The following is a 20617-nucleotide window of genomic DNA, read 5'->3' on the forward strand; positions in this document are numbered from 1 at the left end:
TCCCATCACCCGCTCCATTTAAACTTAATTAAATATGTCCCAGTAGCTCAGCCGGATAGAGCATACGCCTTCTAAGCGTACGGTCGGGAGTTCGAATCTCTCCTGGGACGCTATCGAAATACTTTATGTTTAGTTTAGTAATTTAGAAAAGCGCTTGTAAATGTTGTTAAATCAATGTTTACAAGCGTTTTTCTATATCATCAAACTATGTTAAGAATACGAGAGAAAACGATATAAAAATAAACTTTTTCACACGAATTTTACACATTAGATGTGCATTTCTCGAATCATCCTCCTTTCAAGCAAAAAGCACCTATTACACTTACAAGTGTTCTAGGTGCTTTTTGTCTTTGTCGATATGTCTCTCATTGATTTTTAATACGATTTAGTTCAAGTTCATTCTGTACTGTTTTTTGGAAAGTCAAAGTAATATCTGATTCAAGATGGGATAAACTATGTTTCACTTCTTTGAAACGTTGAGTCATTTCTTCACGGGTGCCTTGCTGTCCTGTGTGAATGATTTGTAGAGACGTTCTAGTTTCGGTACGGAATTCTTTAAGTTCTGATTCGATGTTGTTTACTTTCTTTGCTAAATTCTTTTGGCCAACTTCTAAACTTTTCTGTCCTTCCTCCAATGAGGTTAATTTCTGCAATATCAAATCTAATGTTTTCTCCACTAACTTCCCACCCTTTCTACTTATTCCGTTCATTCGCTCCATATATAACAATATAATAACAAAAGTGAACAAGTAAATTAATAATTTATTCTTCTTTCCTAAGATAACCATTCTTGGATTTTAAGGAATGTTATCCCGTAATTATTTTCCGGTTGACCAAAGCAAGATTATTGTGTATTTTTTTGTTTTTTATATTATTTTGAAATAGAATAAAAACACAAATAAAAAAATAAAATATTTTTTTATTTTCTAAAATCATTGTCAAATCAAAGTTGGAAACGCATTCAGAAAAGTATCTTTATCAAAATAATCTAATAATTATAAAAAAGAGGGTTGACTCGAGTGGAATTACGGAGTAAGATAATCCTCAAATAAAGAAAACGTTGACGAGGAAAAGTAATCTCAGTTAGGTATCTACAGAGAGCCGGTGGTGCTGCAAACCGGTGTTACCCCTGATGGTGAACTCACCTCTGAGTGTCAATCTGAACGATGATTTGCTATTAGGATTGACCGAGTGTTTTAAATCACTCGTTACAAAAAAAGGGCGGAGCAATGTGGAATTATGATCATTGTCGCTCATGAGGTGCTGCTCCGAAAGGAGTATCACGAATTTAGGGTGGTATCGTGGAGAGCTAAAACCTTTTCACCCCTTTGCTTTTGGGCTTATATGGGGTGGAAAGGTTTTTTGTATTTTAGGATTAGTATTTATGAAATTTATGCAAGGAGAAATTTAAGAAACAGGAGGCTTTTATATATGGGCACAAATGTAAAAGCGGAAGCAAAAACAATCCCTCAGAAAATGAATGGTGGAAAAATGTTAGTCGAGGCTTTAAAGGCTGAGGGAGTGGAAGTCATTTTTGGTTATCCAGGTGGAGCAGTATTGCCAATCTATGATGAAATTTACGATTCTGGTATCCACCACGTCTTAACTAGACATGAGCAAGGAGCAATCCATGCTGCTGAAGGATATGCTAGAGTTTCCGGCAAGCCGGGTGTTTGCATAGCAACATCAGGTCCGGGAGCAACGAATATTGTTACGGGATTAGCAGATGCCATGATGGATTCCTTGCCTTTAGTAGTTTTCACAGGTCAAGTAGCAACGGGAGTTATTGGCTCCGATGCTTTCCAAGAAGCCGATGTGATCGGAATAACAATGCCGATTACTAAATATAGCTACCAAGTCCGTACAACAGACGAATTACCAAAGGTTATTAAAGAAGCATTCCATATCGCCAATACAGGTCGTAAAGGACCGGTATTAATAGATATTCCAAAAGATGTAGCGATTGCGTCTGATCTGTTTAATTATGATGAAATCGAAGTTAATATTCCGAGCTACCAGCCAAACTACACTCCGAATCATCTGCAAATCAGAAAAGTGGTAGAAGCTGTAAGTTCAGCAAAGAAACCGGTAATTCTAGCAGGTGCAGGCGTCCTTCATGCCAATGCACATGAGGAATTAAGAACTTATGCTGAACAACAAAGTTTACCTGTAGTTAATACACTTTTAGGTTTAGGTGCGATGCCTGGAAGTCATGAATTGTTTTTAGGAATGGGCGGTATGCATGGTACTTATACAGCCAATATGGCATTGTACGAATGTGACCTTCTCATTAATATCGGTGCTCGCTTCGATGACCGTGTTACCGGAAATTTAGCACATTTTGCACCAAATGCTAAAGTCGTTCATATCGATATTGACCCTGCAGAGATTGGGAAAAATGTGCCAACACAAATCCCTGTAGTTGCTGATGCTAAGGAGGCATTACAAGCTTTAATCGCTGAAGATGGGGCTAAAGGAGATTTCTCAATCTGGATTAAAAAGCTTAGAAATTGGAAAGAGGAATATCCGCTTGTCTATAGAAAAGAAGTAAATGTCTTAAAGCCACAACGCTTAATCGAGCTTGTCCATGAATTAACGGACGGAAATGCGATTGTTACGACAGATGTTGGACAACATCAAATGTGGTCAGCTCAATATTACTCATTTGATAAACCTAATAAATGGGTAACATCTGGCGGTTTAGGGACAATGGGATTTGGTTTCCCAGCAGCGATTGGCGCTCAACTAGCCAGTCCTAATGAAACGGTTGTAAGTGTCGTTGGGGACGCTGGTTTTCAAATGACGCTGCAAGAATTGTCAGTTATTAAAGAAAAAAATCTACCAATCAAAATTGTAATTGTGAATAATAAGGCATTAGGCATGGTTCGTCAATGGCAAGAGCTTTTCTATGAAGAACGCTATTCACATTCTTTAGTTCCTGATCAACCTGACTTCGTAAAATTAGCAGAAGCCTATGGGGTTAAAGGTTTGAGAGCGGCTAATGAAGAGGAAGCAAAAGCTGTCTTAAAAGAAGCATTTGAACATAATGGACCAGTTCTAATAGATTTCCGAGTTGCACCAATGGAAAAGGTTTATCCAATGATTGCACCTGGAAAGGGAATTCATGAAATGGTAGGAGTGAAACAATGAAAAGAATAGTAACAGCAACAGTAAATAACCATCCAGGGGTTCTAAATCGCATTACAGGATTATTTACAAGAAGAGATTACAATATCGAAAGCATTACTGTTGGAGTAACTGAAAATCCATCAATTTCTAGAATGACATTTGTTGTAAATGTAGATGATGAAACAAAAACGGAGCAGCTTACAAAGCAGCTGAATAAGCAAATTGACGTCATTAAGGTTCAGGATATTACGGATCTACCTAAAATTGAAAGAGAACTTGCTTTAATTAAAGTCGTTAGCAATCCTCAAACTCGAAGTGAATTAGCGGGTATTATTGATCCGTTTAGGGCAAGCATCGTAGATGTGAGCCGTGATTCTTTAGTTGTTCAAGTCACAGGGGATAGTCAGAAAATTGAGGCTTTAATCGAGCTCATTCGACCTTATGGAATTAAGGAAATTGCTAGAACTGGCACAACGGCTTTCACTCGTGGTTCAAAAAAAGGCAGTGGTCAAGAGAAAAGCCAAGGAACATATGCAAACTAAGGTATTTTTTTAAAAAATTACAATAAATCTAAAACAATTTTTCGAAAACTAAGGAGAGATATTAAATGGCAAAGGTATATTATAACGGAGACGCAAACGAAGCAGTATTAAACGGGAAAAAGGTTGCAATCATTGGCTATGGCTCACAAGGTCATGCACATGCTCTTAACTTAAAAGAAAGCGGCGTTGATGTAGTAGTAGGTATTCGCCCAGGAAAATCAGCTGAACAAGCAAAAGCTGACGGACATACAGTATTAACAGTTAAAGATGCAGCTGAAGCAGCTGACATCATTATGATTCTTTTACCAGATGAGCATCAACCAAAAGTATATAATGAAGAAATTAAACCTGGCTTATCAGCGGGTAAATCATTAGTATTTGCACACGGTTTTAACATTCATTTTGGTCAAATCACACCACCACAAGACGTTAACGTATTCCTAGTTGCACCAAAAGGACCAGGACACCTAGTTCGTCGTACTTACACTGAAGGTGCAGGAGTACCAGCATTATTCGCAATCTATCAAGATGCTACTGGTGATGCAAGAGATCTTGCGTTAGCTTATGCAAAACAAATTGGTGCAGCACGCGCTGGTGTTCTAGAAACTACATTTAAAGAAGAAACTGAAACTGACTTATTCGGTGAGCAAGCAGTTCTTTGCGGTGGTACTACAGCATTAGTAAAAGCTGGTTTTGAAACATTGGTTGAAGCTGGCTACCAACCAGAGGTTGCTTACTTCGAGTGCTTACACGAATTAAAATTAATCGTTGACTTAATGTATGAAGGCGGTCTTGCTAACATGCGCTACTCAATTTCTGATACTGCTGAATGGGGAGACTTCGTGTCAGGTCCACGTGTAATTGATGCGAGCGTAAAAGACCGTATGAAAGATGTATTAACAGATATTCAAAAAGGTAGATTTGCAAAAGGCTGGATCCTAGAAAACCAATTAGGTCGTCCAGAGTATAATGCAATCAAGAGAGCTGAAAATGAGCATTTAATTGAAAAGGTTGGAGAAGAGCTTCGTGAAATGATGCCGTTCGTAAAACCAAGAAAACCAAGGGAAGTGGTCACTAGTGCGAAAAATTAATATTTTTGATACTACACTTCGTGATGGTGAGCAGTCAGCAGGGATTAACCTAAACCATTCCGAAAAAATGGAAGTTGCACGTCAGCTTGAACGTTTAGGAGTAGATATAATAGAAGCCGGGTTTCCGGCTTCTTCAAAAGGTGATTTTCGTGCGGTTAAGGAAATTGCTGATACAATAAGAAATTGTTCCGTGACTGGCTTATCCCGTTCTAATATGAAAGATATTGATATTTCATGGGAGGCACTAAAAGACGGAGCAGAGCCAAGGCTCCATCTATTTATTGCGACCTCACCTATCCATATGCAATATAAGTTAAAAATGACACCAGAACAAGTTCTGCAAACAGCTGTTGATTCTGTGAAATACGCAGCCCAAAAATTCCCGATTATCCAATTCTCAGCAGAGGATGCAACACGCAGTGATTTACCATTCTTAGCACAGGTTGTCAAAGCGGTAATTGATGCAGGTGCAACAGTCATTAATATTCCTGATACAGTAGGCTATACAACACCAAAAGAATACGGACAAATTTTCACATACCTAAAAGAAAATGTTCCTAATATCGGAAAAGCGATTCTTTCTACCCACTGCCATGACGATTTAGGTATGGCTGTAGCTAATTCACTATCTGCAGTTGAGCATGGTGCAGGCCAAGTAGAATGTACAATCAACGGGATCGGTGAAAGAGCAGGAAATGCAGCTTTAGAAGAAATCGGTGTTGCCCTTCATATCCGCAATGATTTCTATCAAGCTAAAACCGGTCTAAATTTACAACAAATCAAGAAGACTAGTACACTTGTAAGTAAATTGACAGGTGTGATCGTTCCTCCTAATAAAGCTGTAATTGGTAAGAATGCTTTTGCACACGAATCAGGCATTCACCAAGACGGCATTTTAAAAGAAAAGTCAACATATGAAATTATCTCACCAGAGCTTGTTGGTGTTGCTTCAAATGACATGGTTCTTGGAAAGCATTCCGGACGTCATGCCTTCCGTAACCGTATGGAGGAGCTAGGTTATACTTTAACAACAGAGGAAATTAATAATTTATTTGTTGCCTTTAAAGAATTAGCAGACAAAAAGAAAGAAATCACTGATGACGATTTACTTTCATTATTATTTGAAGAAAAACTAGGTAGCTCAGTGAAATTCTACAGCTTGAAATCGCTTCAAGTTCAATATGTAACACATCAAGTAACAACAGCCACAATCTCTATGACAACTCCGGAAAATGAAGAAGTACATGAAGCATGTACAGGTTCTGGTAGTGTTGAAGCGATCTACAATACTTTGGAAAGAATTATTGGTTCTAAGGTACATTTAGAAGATTATCGAATCCAAGCTAATACAGGTGGTAGGGATGCGCTTGCTGAAGTATTTGTTAAAATCAACTTCCAAGGTATGACTTCAAGCGGCAGGGGTTCTGCTCAGGATGTATTAGAGGCTTCTGCGAAGGCGTATATCAACGCAGTAAATCGTATTTTATTACAGCAGCAATATCGTGAAGAATTACAGAATCTTGTGAAATAATACTCTATTAAAATTTTAGAGGGGATTTAATCGAAAGATAAAATCCCCCCTCCCAAGTGTTGAAAGGAGGAGACCCTTTGGAAAAAAAGATAGCCGTATTACCTGGAGATGGGATCGGAAAAGAAATTGTAGCAGGTGCAATTGAAGTATTAAAAGTGGTTGCTGAGGAGTATAACCACCAATTCATATTTGAATATGGAAGACTTGGTGGTGAAGCAATCGATGTAGATGGGACTCCACTACCTCAAGCAACTGTTGACCTTTGTAAAGACAGTGATGCAATCCTTCTTGGTGCAGTTGGTGGACCTAAATGGGATCAAAATACACCAGCGCTTCGACCTGAGGCAGGACTTTTAGCCATTCGTAAGGAGCTCGGGCTTTTTGCAAACCTAAGACCAGTTCAAGCTATTTCAAGTCTTACAGATGCTTCAACCTTGAAAAAAGAAGTAATCGACGGTGTCGATTTAATGATAGTTAGGGAATTAACAGGTGGAATCTATTTCGGTTCTCCAAGGGAGCGTCGAGAAGAAAACGGTCAAAGAATGGTTGTAGATACGCTTTCCTATACAAATGAGGAAATTGAAAGAATTATTCGAAAAGCTTTCGAATTAGCGATGATCCGTAATAAAAAAGTAACTTCCGTTGATAAAGCCAATGTTCTTGAATCAAGCAGAGTTTGGCGTGAAATTGCAAATGAAGTTGCTAAAGATTTCCCGGAAGTAGAATTAGAGCATATGCTTGTTGATAACGCAGCGATGCAATTAATTAGAGCACCTAAGCAGTTCGATGTTATGGTTACTGAAAACATGTTTGGAGATATTTTGAGTGATGAGGCGTCGATGTTAACAGGCTCGCTTGGAATGTTATCTTCAGCAAGCCTTTCTGCAAATGGTCCTGGCCTATATGAACCGGCGCATGGTTCTGCTCCGGATATCGCCGGCCAAAATAAGGCTAATCCGTTAGCTACGATTCTATCAACGGCAATGATGTTAAAGTACTCTTTTAATCTAATAGAAGAAGGAAATGTCATCGAAGAAGCCGTTAATAGAGTGTTGGAAAAAGGCTATAGAACGGCAGATATTTCGGAAGAAAATACAAAGCTAACTTCAACTACCGAAATGGTTGAACAGGTTATTAATGAAATAAAAGAAATTAGTAAAGCAAAACCGATGCCAGCCAAAGCTTAAGGCTGGCATCGATTTTAACTTCGTATAAACTGAAGTTAAAAATAAAGAGGAGGAAAAGAAATGGGGACGCCAAAAACGATCATTGAAAAAGTTTGGGAAAAACACGAAGTCGTATCTGAACAAGGAAAGCCCTCATTATTATATATTGATTTGCACCTAGTCCATGAGGTAACATCTCCACAGGCATTTGAAGGACTTCGTCTGAAAAACCGCAAGCTAAGACGCCCAGACCTAACTTTTGCAACAATGGACCATAATGTGCCAACAGAAAATAAATTCAACATTACTGATGAAATTGCAAAAAAACAAATTGATACACTAAGTGAAAACTGTGAAGCATTTGGTGTTGAAATAGCTGATTTAAACAGTCCTGATCAAGGAATTGTTCATGTAATTGGACCGGAGCTTGGCTTAACACAGCCAGGGAAAACAATCGTATGTGGTGATAGTCATACCGCTACACATGGTGCGTTTGGTGCTCTTGCATTTGGAATCGGTACTAGTGAAGTAGAACATGTCATGGCTACACAGTCACTTTGGCAAGTAAAACCGAAAACATTAAAAGTAGAAGTGACAGGTAAGCTTTTACCTGGGGTGACAGCTAAAGACGTCATCTTAGCGTTTATTGCTAAATACGGTGTGAATTTCGGTACAGGTCATGTTATCGAATATACTGGTGAAGTCATTCGCAATATGACAATGGAAGAAAGAATGACAGTATGTAACATGTCAATTGAAGCTGGTGCGAAAGCTGGTTTAATTAGCCCTGATGAAACAACGATTAATTATTTAAAAGGCAGAAGATATGCTCCTCAAGGTGAAGAGTTTGAAAAGGCTGCACGGGAATGGTTAGCTCTAGCAACTGATGAAGGTGCAACTTATGACAACGAAGTCACTATGAAGGGGGAGGACATCGAACCGCAAGTAACATGGGGAACCAATCCTTCTATGGGCATTCCGGTAAATGCACCTGTTCCATCTCCGGAAGATTTCAAAAATGAGTCAGATCAAAAAGCGGTGCGCCAAGCACTAGAGTATATGGGGTTAGAGCCAGGAGTTCCAATGACAGAAGTTCCTATTCAACACGTCTTTATTGGTTCCTGTACGAATTCTCGTATTAGTGACTTACGTGCGGCAGCTAACGTAGTGAAAGGACAAAAAGTGGCGGAAGGTGTACGAGCATTAGTTGTACCTGGATCCCAAAAGGTAAAACTAGAAGCAGAAAAAGAAGGCTTGGATAAAATTTTCATTGAAGCCGGTTTCGATTGGCGCGAAGCGGGATGCAGTATGTGTTTAGGTATGAATCCTGATATTGTCCCTGAAAAGGAACGTTGTGCTTCCACTTCAAATCGAAATTTCGAAGGCCGTCAAGGTAAAGGTTCGAGAACACATCTTGTAAGTCCGGAAATGGCTGCAGCCGCTGCGATTGCAGGCCATTTTGTAGATGTTCGCACTTTCATGAAGGAAGCCGTTCAATAATACGGAGGGAGGATTTCTAAATATGGAACCAATTGTAATTCACACAGGAAAAGTTGCAGGTCTTGACCGTGTAAATGTAGATACAGACCAAATTATCCCGAAGCAGTTTTTAAAACGGATTGAAAGAACGGGATTTGGGAAATTTTTATTCAATGACTGGCGTTATAATAACGATGGGACAGAAAATGAAAGCTTTGAATTAAACCGTCCGGAAAATAAAGGGGCTTCCATCCTTGTTGCGGGTCATAATTTTGGCTGTGGTTCTTCTAGAGAGCATGCACCATGGGCATTGAATGATTACGGTTTTCAAGTTGTCATTGCACCTTCGTTTGCAGATATTTTTTACAATAACTGTTTAAAAAACGGAATGCTGCCTATTCGCTTAGAAGAGTCCATCGTGAAAGATTTATTAGCTAAGTCTATTGCTGCTGATTTTGAATTAACAGTAGACCTTAAAAATCAAGTTATAGTTGATGGGGATCAAAAATACACATTTGAAATTGATCCTTATTGGAAGGAAATGCTTATTAATGGCTGGGATGAAATCGACGTAACCTTAAAATATGATGAAGCGATTGCTTCTTATGAGGCAAAATAAGTGAATATCAATGATTAATGTGAGACTGATCATAATGGTCAGTCTCTTGTATTTAGTCGAAGAACTTGCTAAACTAATGAACAATACAAATCCCAAGTATTGGGGCGAGATTATGGAAAAAAAGAAACAAAGAAACAACAGCAAGATTATCCCTTTTCCGAACTTAGAGGATCGTCTTCTAAATAACGGTATGGAAGCTTTGAAGGAAAAACGCTATAAAGATGCATTACAATTTTTTAACCAATTTACAGCCTACAATCAAAGCTACCCCGAGGTTCAGGTAGGGATCGTTGTTTGTCTAGTGGAGCTCGGGCTATACGAAGATGCCAAGGATAAGTGCGAGCATCTATTACAAGAGGATATTGGCGATTATTTTAATGTTATGCAAATTTACATAACTATTTTAATCCAATTAAGTGAATACGATAAGGTGGTAACGATATTAGAGGCGCTGTTTGAGGAGGAAAAAGTCCCGCCGGAATACGCAGGAGAGCTTTTTCATTTACTAGAATTCTCAAGAAAAAGCAGCGACCGCCTATATGGATCAAGTAGTCAAATTGAATCCGCTGTAAATATCCAGGCTCTCGGACATATTCTTGAAAATGGAAATATTTCAGAACAGCTTCAAGCCATTCAAAATTTAAGGAAAGAAACTACCATCTCTGAAATAATGGAAGTTCTAAAAAATGTAGTAGGAGATAGACACACGCATCCTGTCATTCAGTCCATGGTTCTTCAGTTAATGATCGAAAAAGGAATCCATGAAAGTGTTGTTATTCAAAAATTTGATTGGACAATGAAACTGGATCTTGATGAAGTGATAGAAATTTTCGAGCATCCCTTTACGATCCAAGTCTTAAATAAATTGGAGGATATCTTAATTCACGAAAATCCTACGTTATTTGATGCAGTAAAAGAGCTCTGGGAAAGATTTTTATTTGTACTATTTCCGTTTCAGCCTAAACCGTTAGATCTGAATGTCTGGGCCGGAGCGCTCCATAAGTTTGGATATCAGTTGTTTGGAATAGATATCTCCGACGAAGAGATTGAGGATATTTATCATGTCGAAATCAATAGGATTGACCAGGCTTGTCAGCAAATTTTGGAGGTAGAAAAACTATCAATTATAGGTCATTGATAGAAGTTATCAAAAAAAGAATAGACACAATTATTGTAAGTTATCTTTTCTATGTGTATAATGTAATGGTTGTAATAGTGTCTTTTTTATACATAACTAAATGTGAATTATATATGTTGGAGGGAAATATAAATGTCTGCAAAATGGGAAAAGTTAGAAGGAAATCAAGGCGTCTTAACGATAGAAGTAGATGCTGAAACAGTAAGCCAAGCTCTAGACACAGCGTTTAAAAAGGTTGTAAATAAGGTCAATGTTCCAGGATTCCGTAAAGGGAAAGTACCTCGCAAAATGTTCGAACAACGTTTTGGTGTAGAATCTCTTTACCAAGATGCTTTAGATGTAATGCTTCCAGAAGCATACGGCAAAGCTGTAGAAGAAACTGGAATTGAGCCTGTAGATTATCCAGAAATTGATGTTCAACAAATGGAAAAAGGAAAATCAATGATTTTCACAGCAACAGTAATTGTTAAGCCTGAAGTACAATTAGGCGAATACAAAGGTCTTGAAGTTGAAGAACAAGACACAACTGTTACAGATGAAGATGTTGAAGCTGAATTAAAAAGTCTTCAAGAAAAAAATGCTGAATTAGTTGTTAAAGAAGAAGGCGAAGTTGTAAACGGCGATACAGTTGTGATCGACTTTGAAGGCTTTGTTGATGGTGAAGCATTTGATGGCGGTCAAGCAGATAACTATAGCTTAACTATAGGCTCTGGACAATTTATTCCAGGTTTTGAAGAGCAAATCGTTGGAATGAAAGCTGGCGAAGAGAAGGATGTAAATGTTACATTCCCTGAAGAATACCATGCACCTGAATTAGCAGGAAAGCCAGCCGTATTTAAAGTAAACTTACATGAAATTAAATATAAAGAGCTTCCTGAATTAGATGATGAGTTTGCAAAAGATGTTGACGATGAAGTTGAAACTTTAGATGAGCTAAAAGCAAAGCTTAAAGAAAAACTTCAAGGCGATAAAGAACATCAAGCAAAACATGCAAAAGAAGATGCAGTGATTGGTAAAGCAGTTGAAAATGCAACTGTTGACATTCCAGAAGCTATGATTAAGTCAGAAACTGACCGTATGATGAAAGAATTCGAACAACGTTTACAAATGCAAGGATTAAACCTTGAGTTATACTTCCAATTCTCAGGTCAAGATGAAAGTGCTCTTCGTGAGCAAATGAAAACTGATGCTGAAGGTCGCGTAAAAACGAACTTAGTTTTAGAAGCAATCGTTGCTGTAGAAAATATTGAAGTTACCGATGCAGATATCAAAGCTGAATATGAGAATATTGGAAAAATGTATAATATGCCAGCAGAAGAAGTTAAGAAAATGTTAGGCAGCAATAATTACGTTGCAGAAGATTTAAAAATGAAAAAAGCGATCGATTTCCTTGTCGAGAATAGTAAAGTTAGTGCATAATATTTAACTAAAGTTAAGCCTCCGGGCGCAAATACACCAAGGCGTATTTGATTAATAAAAACAAGGCGCGAGATGTTCGTGCCTTGTTTTACACTATTCATACCAACCAGTTAAACGGGGTATAATAAGTTGAGAAAATAAAGGGGAGGAGGCAAGTAAGAGCGTTAGTAATTGGTCAATTTTTTAGAAAGATACATATACATAATAAAGACAATACATATTTCTCTGAGGTATTTTATTACCAGTTTTGTTTCAATATGTGATAAAATCTCAGTACATAATTAATTGGAAAAGACAAATAAAAAGTTGGCAGCTTAGAATTAGACTGATCGGTTATGAAATAAAGTAAGGGGTGAGTATATGTTTAAATTTAATGATGAAAAAGGGCAATTGAAATGCTCATTCTGTGGAAAAACGCAGGATCAAGTTCGAAAGCTCGTGGCTGGCCCGGGTGTATATATATGCGATGAGTGTATTGAATTATGTACAGAAATTGTTGAAGAAGAGCTTGGAACAGAAGAAGAAGTTGAATTTAAAGATGTGCCAAAGCCAAAGGAAATTCGTGAAATCCTTAATGATTATGTTATCGGTCAGGAAGCCGCTAAAAAGTCATTATCTGTAGCTGTATATAATCATTACAAGCGTATTAACTCAAATAGTAAAATTGATGATGTTGAACTTTCTAAAAGTAATATCGTTATGATTGGACCAACAGGTAGCGGTAAAACATTACTAGCTCAAACATTGGCGAGAATTTTAAATGTACCATTTGCCATTGCAGATGCAACGTCTTTAACAGAAGCTGGTTATGTTGGTGAAGATGTTGAAAACATTTTGCTGAAATTAATTCAAGCAGCTGATTATGATGTTGAAAAAGCAGAAAAAGGTATCATTTATATTGACGAAATTGATAAAGTAGCCCGCAAATCAGAGAATCCATCGATTACTCGTGATGTATCTGGTGAAGGGGTACAGCAAGCGCTATTAAAAATATTAGAAGGTACTGTTGCGAGCGTGCCGCCACAAGGTGGACGCAAACATCCGCATCAGGAATTTATTCAAATCGATACAACGAATATTTTGTTTATTTGCGGCGGTGCGTTTGACGGGATCGAATCTATTATTAAAAGACGACTTGGCAAAAAGGTCATCGGCTTTGGAACAGATGCAAAACAGGAAGATATTCCGCAAAAGGATCTTTTAACAAAAGTATTGCCTGAAGACTTGCTTCGTTTTGGACTAATTCCGGAATTTATCGGCCGTTTGCCTGTCATTGCGACATTAGAGCAGTTAGATGAGGACGCATTGGTTGAAATTCTGACAAGGCCAAAAAATGCATTAATTAAGCAATATCAAAAAATGCTTGAGTTGGATAATGTAGAACTTGAGTTTGATGATGAAGCATTAATTGAAATTGCGAAGCGTGCCATTGAACGAAAAACGGGAGCACGCGGATTGCGCTCCATTATCGAAGGAATCATGCTTGATGTGATGTATGATCTTCCATCAAGAGATGATATCGATAAGTGTACAATTACGGCTGCAACCGTTCGTGAAGAGGAAGGCGCTCGTCTCCATCTGAAAAATGGCAAGGTTGTTGAATTCGAAAATAAAAAAGAAACGCCACGTGAAACTGCATAATGAATTATTAAGAATGCGAAGAGGTTGTCTAAATAAGACAGCCTCTTTTTTAGTGCGCTTTCAAGAAAAAGTTGTTTATTGAACCCCTTGCACGGAAATACTAGCAATTAAGTATCTATACAAAATACATATTACATCAAGTGCAGGAGGTAAAATATGGATTGGACATCAATTGCATTGTTCGTTCAACTTTTCTTTGGGATCATAATCGGACTATACTTCTGGAACCTCTTACGTAATCAAAGGACTCAAAAAGTATCAATTGATAGAGAATCAAAAAAAGAAATGGAAGAGCTTCAGAAAATGCGCTCCATATCATTATCTGAACCGCTTGCAGAAAAAGTAAGACCGACATCCTTCAAAGATGTAATTGGCCAAGAAGACGGAATCAGGGCATTACGGGCAGCGATCTGCGGTCCAAATCCGCAGCATGTCATTATTTATGGCCCCCCAGGGGTTGGGAAGACAGCAGCAGCGCGTTTAGTTTTAGAAGAAGCCAAAAAACAAAAACAAACACCATTTAAATCAGATGCCGTCTTTATTGAATTAGATGCCACTACTGCACGTTTTGATGAAAGAGGAATTGCCGATCCCCTTATCGGTTCTGTTCATGATCCGATCTATCAAGGGGCTGGTGCCATGGGGCAAGCAGGTATTCCGCAGCCGAAACAAGGAGCGGTTACGAATGCGCATGGCGGAATATTATTTATTGATGAAATCGGTGAGCTTCATCCTATCCAAATGAACAAGCTCTTAAAGGTACTTGAGGATCGCAAGGTCTTTTTAGAAAGCGCTTATTATAGTGCGGAAAATCCGCAAATACCAGCCCATATCCATGATATTTTTAAAAATGGGCTACCGGCAGACTTTAGAATGATTGGAGCAACGACTAGAACACCAGAAGAAATCCCGCCAGCCATTCGCTCAAGATGCATGGAAGTATTTTTCCGTGAACTGGATCCTGAAGAAATTGCAAAGGTTGCAAAAAATGCTGCCAATAAAATAAAAATGGAAGTATCAGAAAACGGTATTGAAATCGTTTCAAGATATACGAAAAATGGTCGAGAAGCCGTTAATTTAATGCAAATTGCAGCAGGGCTAGCCATATCTGAAAACAAACAGGATATTTCTGAAAGGGAAATCGAATGGGTCGTCCATTCAAGCCAGTTATCACCTCGTTACGAAAAGAAAATTCATGAGGAGCCAAAAGTGGGGCTCGTGAATGGTCTGGCTGTTTTCGGACCTAATATGGGAGCATTGCTAGAAATTGAAGTATCCGTCATTCCGGCCCTAGAAAAGGGATCTATCAATATAACAGGAATTGTCGAAGAAGAAAGCATCGGAAATCAAGGGAAATCCATTCGACGTAAGAGCATGGCGAAGGGATCAATTGAAAATGTTGTGACTGTATTGCGTTCTATGGGTGTGAAAGCGTCAGATTATGATATCCATGTAAATTTTCCTGGGGGAGTTCCTGTAGACGGACCTTCTGCAGGAGTTGCAATGGCAACCGCGATTTTTTCTGCTATACACAAGCTAACGGTTGATAATACTGTAGCGTTTACCGGCGAAATAAGTGTCCATGGAAATGTGAAGCCAGTTGGAGGAGTTGTGGCCAAGGTAAGGGCTGCTCAAAAAGCAGGGGCCAAAAAAGTATTTATCCCGAAAGAAAATTATCAAACCATTCTTGATGAAATTGATGGAATAGAAGTTATTCCTGTTGTCCATTTGAATGAAGTATTTTCAAATGTATTTCCACACTTCTACGAAGGTGAGGAAGAGCAGTACAACGAAGCTATTCCTGCTTCCAGTTCAGACCCAAATCTTCCACCAGCATCAGTATAACTTTATTCAGCTAAACTGAATAAAGTTATAGCCTTCGGCGGATGCCTCAGATTTTTAGAGGTAGTTTTTCGAGCATGTCAGCTCGAAAATATCCGCTGGGCGCAAATACGCCAAGGCGAATTTGATATGTGTAAAAAGGGGTTGCCAAAAGGTGTCGTTATTATTGAGCCTTCTTTGGCGCCCCATGACATTTTTGTACTATATAAAATATAATTTTTTATGGATTATAGTATAAGAAAATACATCGATATTTGCCATTATGGGCAAATATCATGTTTTTCTAATTTACTTTTACCTATAATCACTAACATATCAATAGACAAGAGTTATTTAAATAAGATAGAATTGTTAAAAGGCATAACTTTATTTAGTAAAATGGGCGCAAATATGCCAAGGCGCATTTGATATATGGAGGTAACTTAGGATATGACGAATAATAAAGAGATGATCGTCCCCCTCCTTCCGTTGCGTGGTTTACTTGTATATCCAACGATGGTACTTCATTTGGATGTCGGACGAGAAAAGTCAGTACAGGCACTTGAAAAGGCTATGGTAGATGAACATTTAATTTGTCTTGCCACACAAAAAGAAGTAGGTGTTAATGACCCGTCGGAAGAAGATATTTTTGAAGTGGGAACCCTTTCAAAAGTAAAACAAATGCTTAAGCTTCCGAATGGAACGATTCGCGTACTTGTTGAAGGAATAAGCAGAGCAAGGATTTTACAGTATATTGATGATGAAGATACATTTTTAGTACAGATTGAACAAATCGTAGAGTCCGAGGAAGCAAATTCAGAAGAACGTGCGCTAATGAGGACTTTACTTAGCCAATTCGAACAATACATAAAACTTTCAAAAAAAATAACTGCTGAAACATACGCATCTGTTGCTGATATAGAAGGACCGGGGAGAATGGCAGATATTATTTCCTCTCATTTATCCTTAAAAATAAAGGAAAAACAAGACATTTTAGAGACATTAGATGTAAAAGAACGTCTCGAAAAAATGATTGTATTAATAAATAATGAAAAAGAAATTTTAAATTTAGAAAAGAAAATCGGGCAGCGTGTAAAACGTTCGATTGAACGTACACAAAAGGAATATTATCTCCGTGAACAGATGAAGGCGATTCAGAAGGAATTAGGGGATAAAGAAGGAAAAACAGGCGAGGTTGAAACGTTTAGGGATAAAATTGAGCAAGCCGGGATGCCTGAGCGGGTAAAAGAAACAGCTTTGAAAGAAGTGGATCGGTTTGAAAAAGTACCGGCTAGTTCAGCAGAAAGTTCCGTTATCCGCAATTATATTGATTGGCTATTAGCACTTCCATGGCATAAGGAAACGACCGATAACCTCGATATTAAAAATGCCGAAAATGTATTGGATGCAGATCATTACGGTCTTGAGAAGGTTAAGGAACGTGTATTAGAATATTTAGCTGTTCAAAAGCTAACCAAATCATTAAAAGGTCCGATTCTATGTCTAGTAGGCCCTCCAGGGGTTGGTAAGACGTCGTTAGCGCGATCTATCTCTAAAGCGTTGGGAAGAAATTTCGTCAGGGTATCACTTGGTGGTGTTCGTGATGAAGCAGAAATTCGCGGTCATCGTCGGACCTATGTAGGTGCGATGCCAGGAAGAATTATTCAAGGGATGAAAAAAGCAGGAACGATTAATCCATTGTTCCTCCTTGATGAAATTGACAAAATGTCAAGTGACTTTCGCGGCGATCCGTCTTCAGCAATGCTGGAGGTGTTGGATCCAGAGCAAAACGCGAACTTTAGTGATCACTATATAGAAGAAACCTATGATCTTTCAAAAGTTATGTTCATTGCGACAGCAAATAACATTGGTACTATCCCAGGTCCATTATTAGACCGTATGGAAGTGATCTCAATTGCTGGCTACACTGAGGTTGAAAAACTTCATATTGCCAAAGATCATCTCCTACCTAAACAAGTCAAAGCGCATGGACTTGAGAAAGGTAAATTACAAATTCGTGATGAAGCTTTAATAAAGGTGATTCGTACATATACACGGGAGGCCGGTGTCAGAAGTCTAGAACGGCAAATTGCCAATTTGTGTAGAAAAGCAGCCAAAATTATCGTAACGGAAGACCGAAAAAGAATTATTATTACCGAAAAAAGCCTTGAAGAATTTCTTGGGAAACCACGTTTCCGCTTTGGGCAGGCAGAAATTCAAGACCAGGTTGGGGCTGCAACAGGCTTGGCCTATACAACTGCCGGCGGCGATACTTTAGCGATTGAAGTATCTGTCGTTCCTGGAAAGGGGAAATTGACCTTAACCGGAAAGTTGGGCGAAGTTATGAAGGAATCTGCCCAGGCTGCATTCAGTTATATTCGTTCAAGAGCGAAGGAATTAAATATTGATCCTGAATTCCATGAAAAGAACGATATTCATATTCACGTTCCCGAGGGGGCTATTCCTAAGGATGGACCGTCTGCGGGAATAACGATGGCAACGGCACTCGTTTCGGCATTAACAGGCCGAGCTGTTCGAAAAGAGGTCGGTATGACCGGTGAAATCACCCTTAGAGGTCGAGTACTTCCTATTGGTGGTTTAAAGGAAAAATCATTGGCTGCCCATCGTGCCGGGTTAAAGACGATTATAATCCCTAAAGAAAATGAAAAAGACCTCGAAGACATCCCTGAAAGTGTAAGAGATGATCTTATGTATATACCAGTTGAACATTTAGATGAAGTGTTAGAACATGCTTTAACAGGAGAGGGAAAATGAAAGTAACAAAAGCAGAGATTGTCATCAGTGCCGTCAAGCCTGAACAATACCCAAATGACCCATGGCCCCATTTTGCGTTGGCAGGTCGTTCGAATGTTGGCAAGTCATCATTCATTAATAAAATGCTGAACCGAAAAAATTTAGCTAGGACTTCTTCTAAGCCAGGAAAAACACAAACATTAAATTTCTATAATATTAATGATATTTTTTATTTTGTCGATGTTCCTGGATATGGTTTTGCGAAGGTTTCGAAAAAAGATCGGGAAGCTTGGGGGAAAATGATTGAAACATATCTAACAACAAGTGAAAATCTCCGAGCTGTCATTCAAATCGTGGATATCCGCCATAAACCTACGGAAGATGATAAACTAATGTATAATTTTTGCAAGCATTACGAAATGCCGGTTATTATTATTGCTACAAAGGCAGATAAAATACCGAAAGGCAAATGGGACAAGCATTTAAAAGTAATAAAAGAAACGTTGAATATTGATCCGAATGATCCGGTTGTCACTTTTTCGTCTGAAACGGGAAAAGGAAAAGATGAGGCATGGTCGATTATTCAGCGATATATGTAACTTTATTCAATAGAATAATGGGACGGGGAGCGAGGCTCCTTGTCCTATTTTTTTGCAGGGGTCAAAGTTGGGCCAGAGAACCCGCCCCCCGTGTCCCACTGGGTCGCCCAAAATAGTCCGATGGGCTTGATTATTCTTGATTATATTTGGTAAGATGTTTAGTAGGAGTAAAGTTATGTCGATTTTTGACTTTCATATACTGTTCATATTTTATCAAAAGTATAATCATATTTTTATGTTATTATTTATATATTGAAATTCTTTCGACAAGAAACTACATGAAGTAGTTTTGACAATAATAGCGGGGTGGAGTAGTAATGCATGTTCTTAAAGTCGGTTTAAATTATAAAACGGCCCCAGTGGAGATTAGAGAAAAGTTAACATTTGATCCTTCTACTGTTCGTGAGGCCCACATCAAACTTAGGGAGCAAAAAAGCGTACTTGAAGATGTGATCATTTCTACTTGTAACCGAACTGAGATTTATGCTGTGGTAGAGCAAATTCATACCGGCCGATATTATATTATGGCGTTTTTGGCAAGTTGGTTCAACTGTGAGATTGAAGAATTTGCACCATATTTATCTATATATGAAAATGATGAAGCGATTGAACATCTATTTCGGGTGACATGCGGATTAGACTCAATGGTATTAGGGGAAACTCAAATTCTAGGACAAGTCCGTGATAGCTTTTTACTTGCACAAGAGGAAAAGACAACAGGTACAATTTTTAATGAGTTATTTAAGCAAGCCATTACTCTTGCGAAAAAAGCTCATAATGAAACTGAGATCGGCGAAAATGCAGTTTCAGTCAGCTACGCAGCGGTAGAGCTTGCTAAGAAAATTTTCGGAAGTCTTGAAAACAAACACATTGTTATCGTTGGTGCCGGTAAAATGGGTGAACTGGCTGCGAAAAACCTTCACGGTAGCGGTGCAGTGCATATCACCGTTATTAATCGTACATTTGAAAAAGCAGTTGAGCTTGCAAACCGGTTTAGTGGTAAGGCTCGTTCAATTGATGAGTTAAGTCAAGCGCTTGTCGATGCTGATATTTTAATAAGCTCAACAGGTTCCAAGGATTTTGTAATTACAAAACAAATGATGGCAAAGGTTGAGAAACAGCGTAAAGGTCGTCCTTTATTTATGGTTGATATTGCTGTGCCACGTGACCTTGATCCATTACTTGATGAACTTGAAAGTGTTTTCTTATATGATATCGACGATCTCCAAGGTGTAGTCGATGCCAATTTAGCTGAACGTGAGAAAGCAGCTGAGTGCATTGGTAAAATGATAGAAATGCAAATCCTCGAGTTTCAGGCTTGGCTCGGTACTTTGGGGGTGGTTCCAATTATTTCAGCGCTAAGGAAACGAGCACTAGCCATCCAAGCTGAAACTATGGACAGCATTGAAAGAAAAATGCCTAACCTAACTGAGCGGGAAAAGAGATTGTTAAATAAACATACAAAGAGCATCATCAATCAATTAATTCGAGAACCGATTAACAGTGCAAAGGAACTTGCTGCGGAGCCTAATGCAGAAGAATCCTTAAAGCTATTTATGAAGATTTTTAATATTGAAGAAGATGTTCAAGAAGAAATAAATGCTCAACGAAAGCAGGAAAAAGTGGTTATACCCATCGAACGAGAAAGGCAATGGGCATATTCAGTAAAGAATGTCTAGAGAGGATTC

At 38.5% G+C, this 20617-nt stretch carries 15 protein-coding genes, 1 tRNA gene and 1 other annotated feature; of the genes, 15 read left to right on the forward strand and 1 reads right to left on the reverse strand.

The window, feature by feature from the left end; translation table 11 throughout:
* The first annotated feature begins 36 nt into the window (after positions 1-36).
* A tRNA-Arg gene (locus BAZO_RS00835) sits at positions 37-110 on the forward strand.
* A gap of 255 nt (positions 111-365) precedes the next feature.
* Here the strand turns inward: BAZO_RS00835 and BAZO_RS00840 are convergent.
* On the reverse strand, positions 366-677 hold the full coding sequence (locus BAZO_RS00840; RefSeq protein WP_003329280.1) for a hypothetical protein: 312 nt from the start codon (positions 675-677) through the stop codon (positions 366-368).
* 374 nt (positions 678-1051) lie between these two features.
* Positions 1052-1331, forward strand: a binding site (T-box leader).
* A gap of 100 nt (positions 1332-1431) precedes the next feature.
* On the opposite strand from BAZO_RS00840, the gene ilvB reads away from it, so the two are divergent.
* The 14 genes from ilvB (at position 1432) to hemA (ending at position 20608) form a co-directional block, all read left to right on the forward strand.
* Complete coding sequence (ilvB, locus tag BAZO_RS00845; RefSeq protein WP_003329281.1) at positions 1432-3150, forward strand: acetolactate synthase large subunit; 1719 nt, start codon at positions 1432-1434, stop codon at positions 3148-3150.
* Positions 3147-3671: an acetolactate synthase small subunit gene (ilvN, locus tag BAZO_RS00850; protein WP_003329282.1), complete on the forward strand. Its 525-nt coding sequence runs from the start codon at positions 3147-3149 to the stop codon at positions 3669-3671. The genes ilvB and ilvN overlap by 4 nt, the downstream gene beginning before the upstream one ends.
* A gap of 65 nt (positions 3672-3736) precedes the next feature.
* Positions 3737-4762, forward strand: coding sequence for a ketol-acid reductoisomerase (ilvC, locus tag BAZO_RS00855; RefSeq protein ID WP_003329283.1), 1026 nt, complete (start codon positions 3737-3739; stop codon positions 4760-4762).
* On the forward strand, positions 4749-6293 hold the full coding sequence (locus tag BAZO_RS00860) for a 2-isopropylmalate synthase (protein WP_003329284.1): 1545 nt from the start codon (positions 4749-4751) through the stop codon (positions 6291-6293). Before ilvC ends, BAZO_RS00860 begins: the two co-directional genes overlap by 14 nt.
* Before the next feature lie 77 nt (positions 6294-6370).
* The gene (leuB, locus tag BAZO_RS00865; RefSeq protein WP_003329286.1) at positions 6371-7480 is read left to right on the forward strand and encodes a 3-isopropylmalate dehydrogenase; all 1110 of its coding nucleotides are present in this window, start codon (positions 6371-6373) and stop codon (positions 7478-7480) included.
* A gap of 60 nt (positions 7481-7540) precedes the next feature.
* Positions 7541-8959: a 3-isopropylmalate dehydratase large subunit gene (gene leuC / locus BAZO_RS00870; protein ID WP_003329287.1), complete on the forward strand. Its 1419-nt coding sequence runs from the start codon at positions 7541-7543 to the stop codon at positions 8957-8959.
* A 22-nt stretch (positions 8960-8981) separates the two neighbouring features.
* A complete protein-coding gene (gene leuD / locus BAZO_RS00875; protein ID WP_003329288.1) occupies positions 8982-9557 on the forward strand; it encodes a 3-isopropylmalate dehydratase small subunit in 576 nt (191 codons plus the stop codon).
* Between the two features lie 10 nt (positions 9558-9567).
* A complete protein-coding gene (locus BAZO_RS00880; RefSeq protein ID WP_157382031.1) occupies positions 9568-10695 on the forward strand; it encodes a tetratricopeptide repeat protein in 1128 nt (375 codons plus the stop codon).
* A 132-nt stretch (positions 10696-10827) separates the two neighbouring features.
* Complete coding sequence (gene tig / locus BAZO_RS00885; protein WP_003329290.1) at positions 10828-12114, forward strand: trigger factor; 1287 nt, start codon at positions 10828-10830, stop codon at positions 12112-12114.
* A gap of 360 nt (positions 12115-12474) precedes the next feature.
* Positions 12475-13755 (forward strand): ATP-dependent protease ATP-binding subunit ClpX, encoded by a 1281-nt coding sequence (clpX, locus tag BAZO_RS00890; protein ID WP_003329291.1) that lies wholly within the window; start codon positions 12475-12477, stop codon positions 13753-13755.
* Between the two features lie 156 nt (positions 13756-13911).
* Positions 13912-15600 (forward strand): ATP-dependent protease LonB, encoded by a 1689-nt coding sequence (gene lonB, locus BAZO_RS00895; RefSeq protein ID WP_003329292.1) that lies wholly within the window; start codon positions 13912-13914, stop codon positions 15598-15600.
* A gap of 426 nt (positions 15601-16026) precedes the next feature.
* A complete protein-coding gene (gene lon, locus BAZO_RS00900; RefSeq protein WP_003329293.1) occupies positions 16027-18351 on the forward strand; it encodes an endopeptidase La in 2325 nt (774 codons plus the stop codon).
* Positions 18348-18929: a ribosome biogenesis GTP-binding protein YihA/YsxC gene (yihA, locus tag BAZO_RS00905; RefSeq protein ID WP_003329294.1), complete on the forward strand. Its 582-nt coding sequence runs from the start codon at positions 18348-18350 to the stop codon at positions 18927-18929. The genes lon and yihA overlap by 4 nt, the downstream gene beginning before the upstream one ends.
* A 317-nt stretch (positions 18930-19246) precedes the next feature.
* Entirely contained in the window at positions 19247-20608 is a 1362-nt protein-coding gene (hemA, locus tag BAZO_RS00910) for a glutamyl-tRNA reductase (protein ID WP_003329295.1), read from the forward strand.
* Positions 20609-20617: the final 9 nt, after the last annotated feature.

It is taken from the genome of Schinkia azotoformans LMG 9581 (assembly GCF_000307855.1).
GTDB classification, from domain to species: Bacteria; Bacillota; Bacilli; order Bacillales; family Bacillaceae_J; genus Schinkia; species Schinkia azotoformans.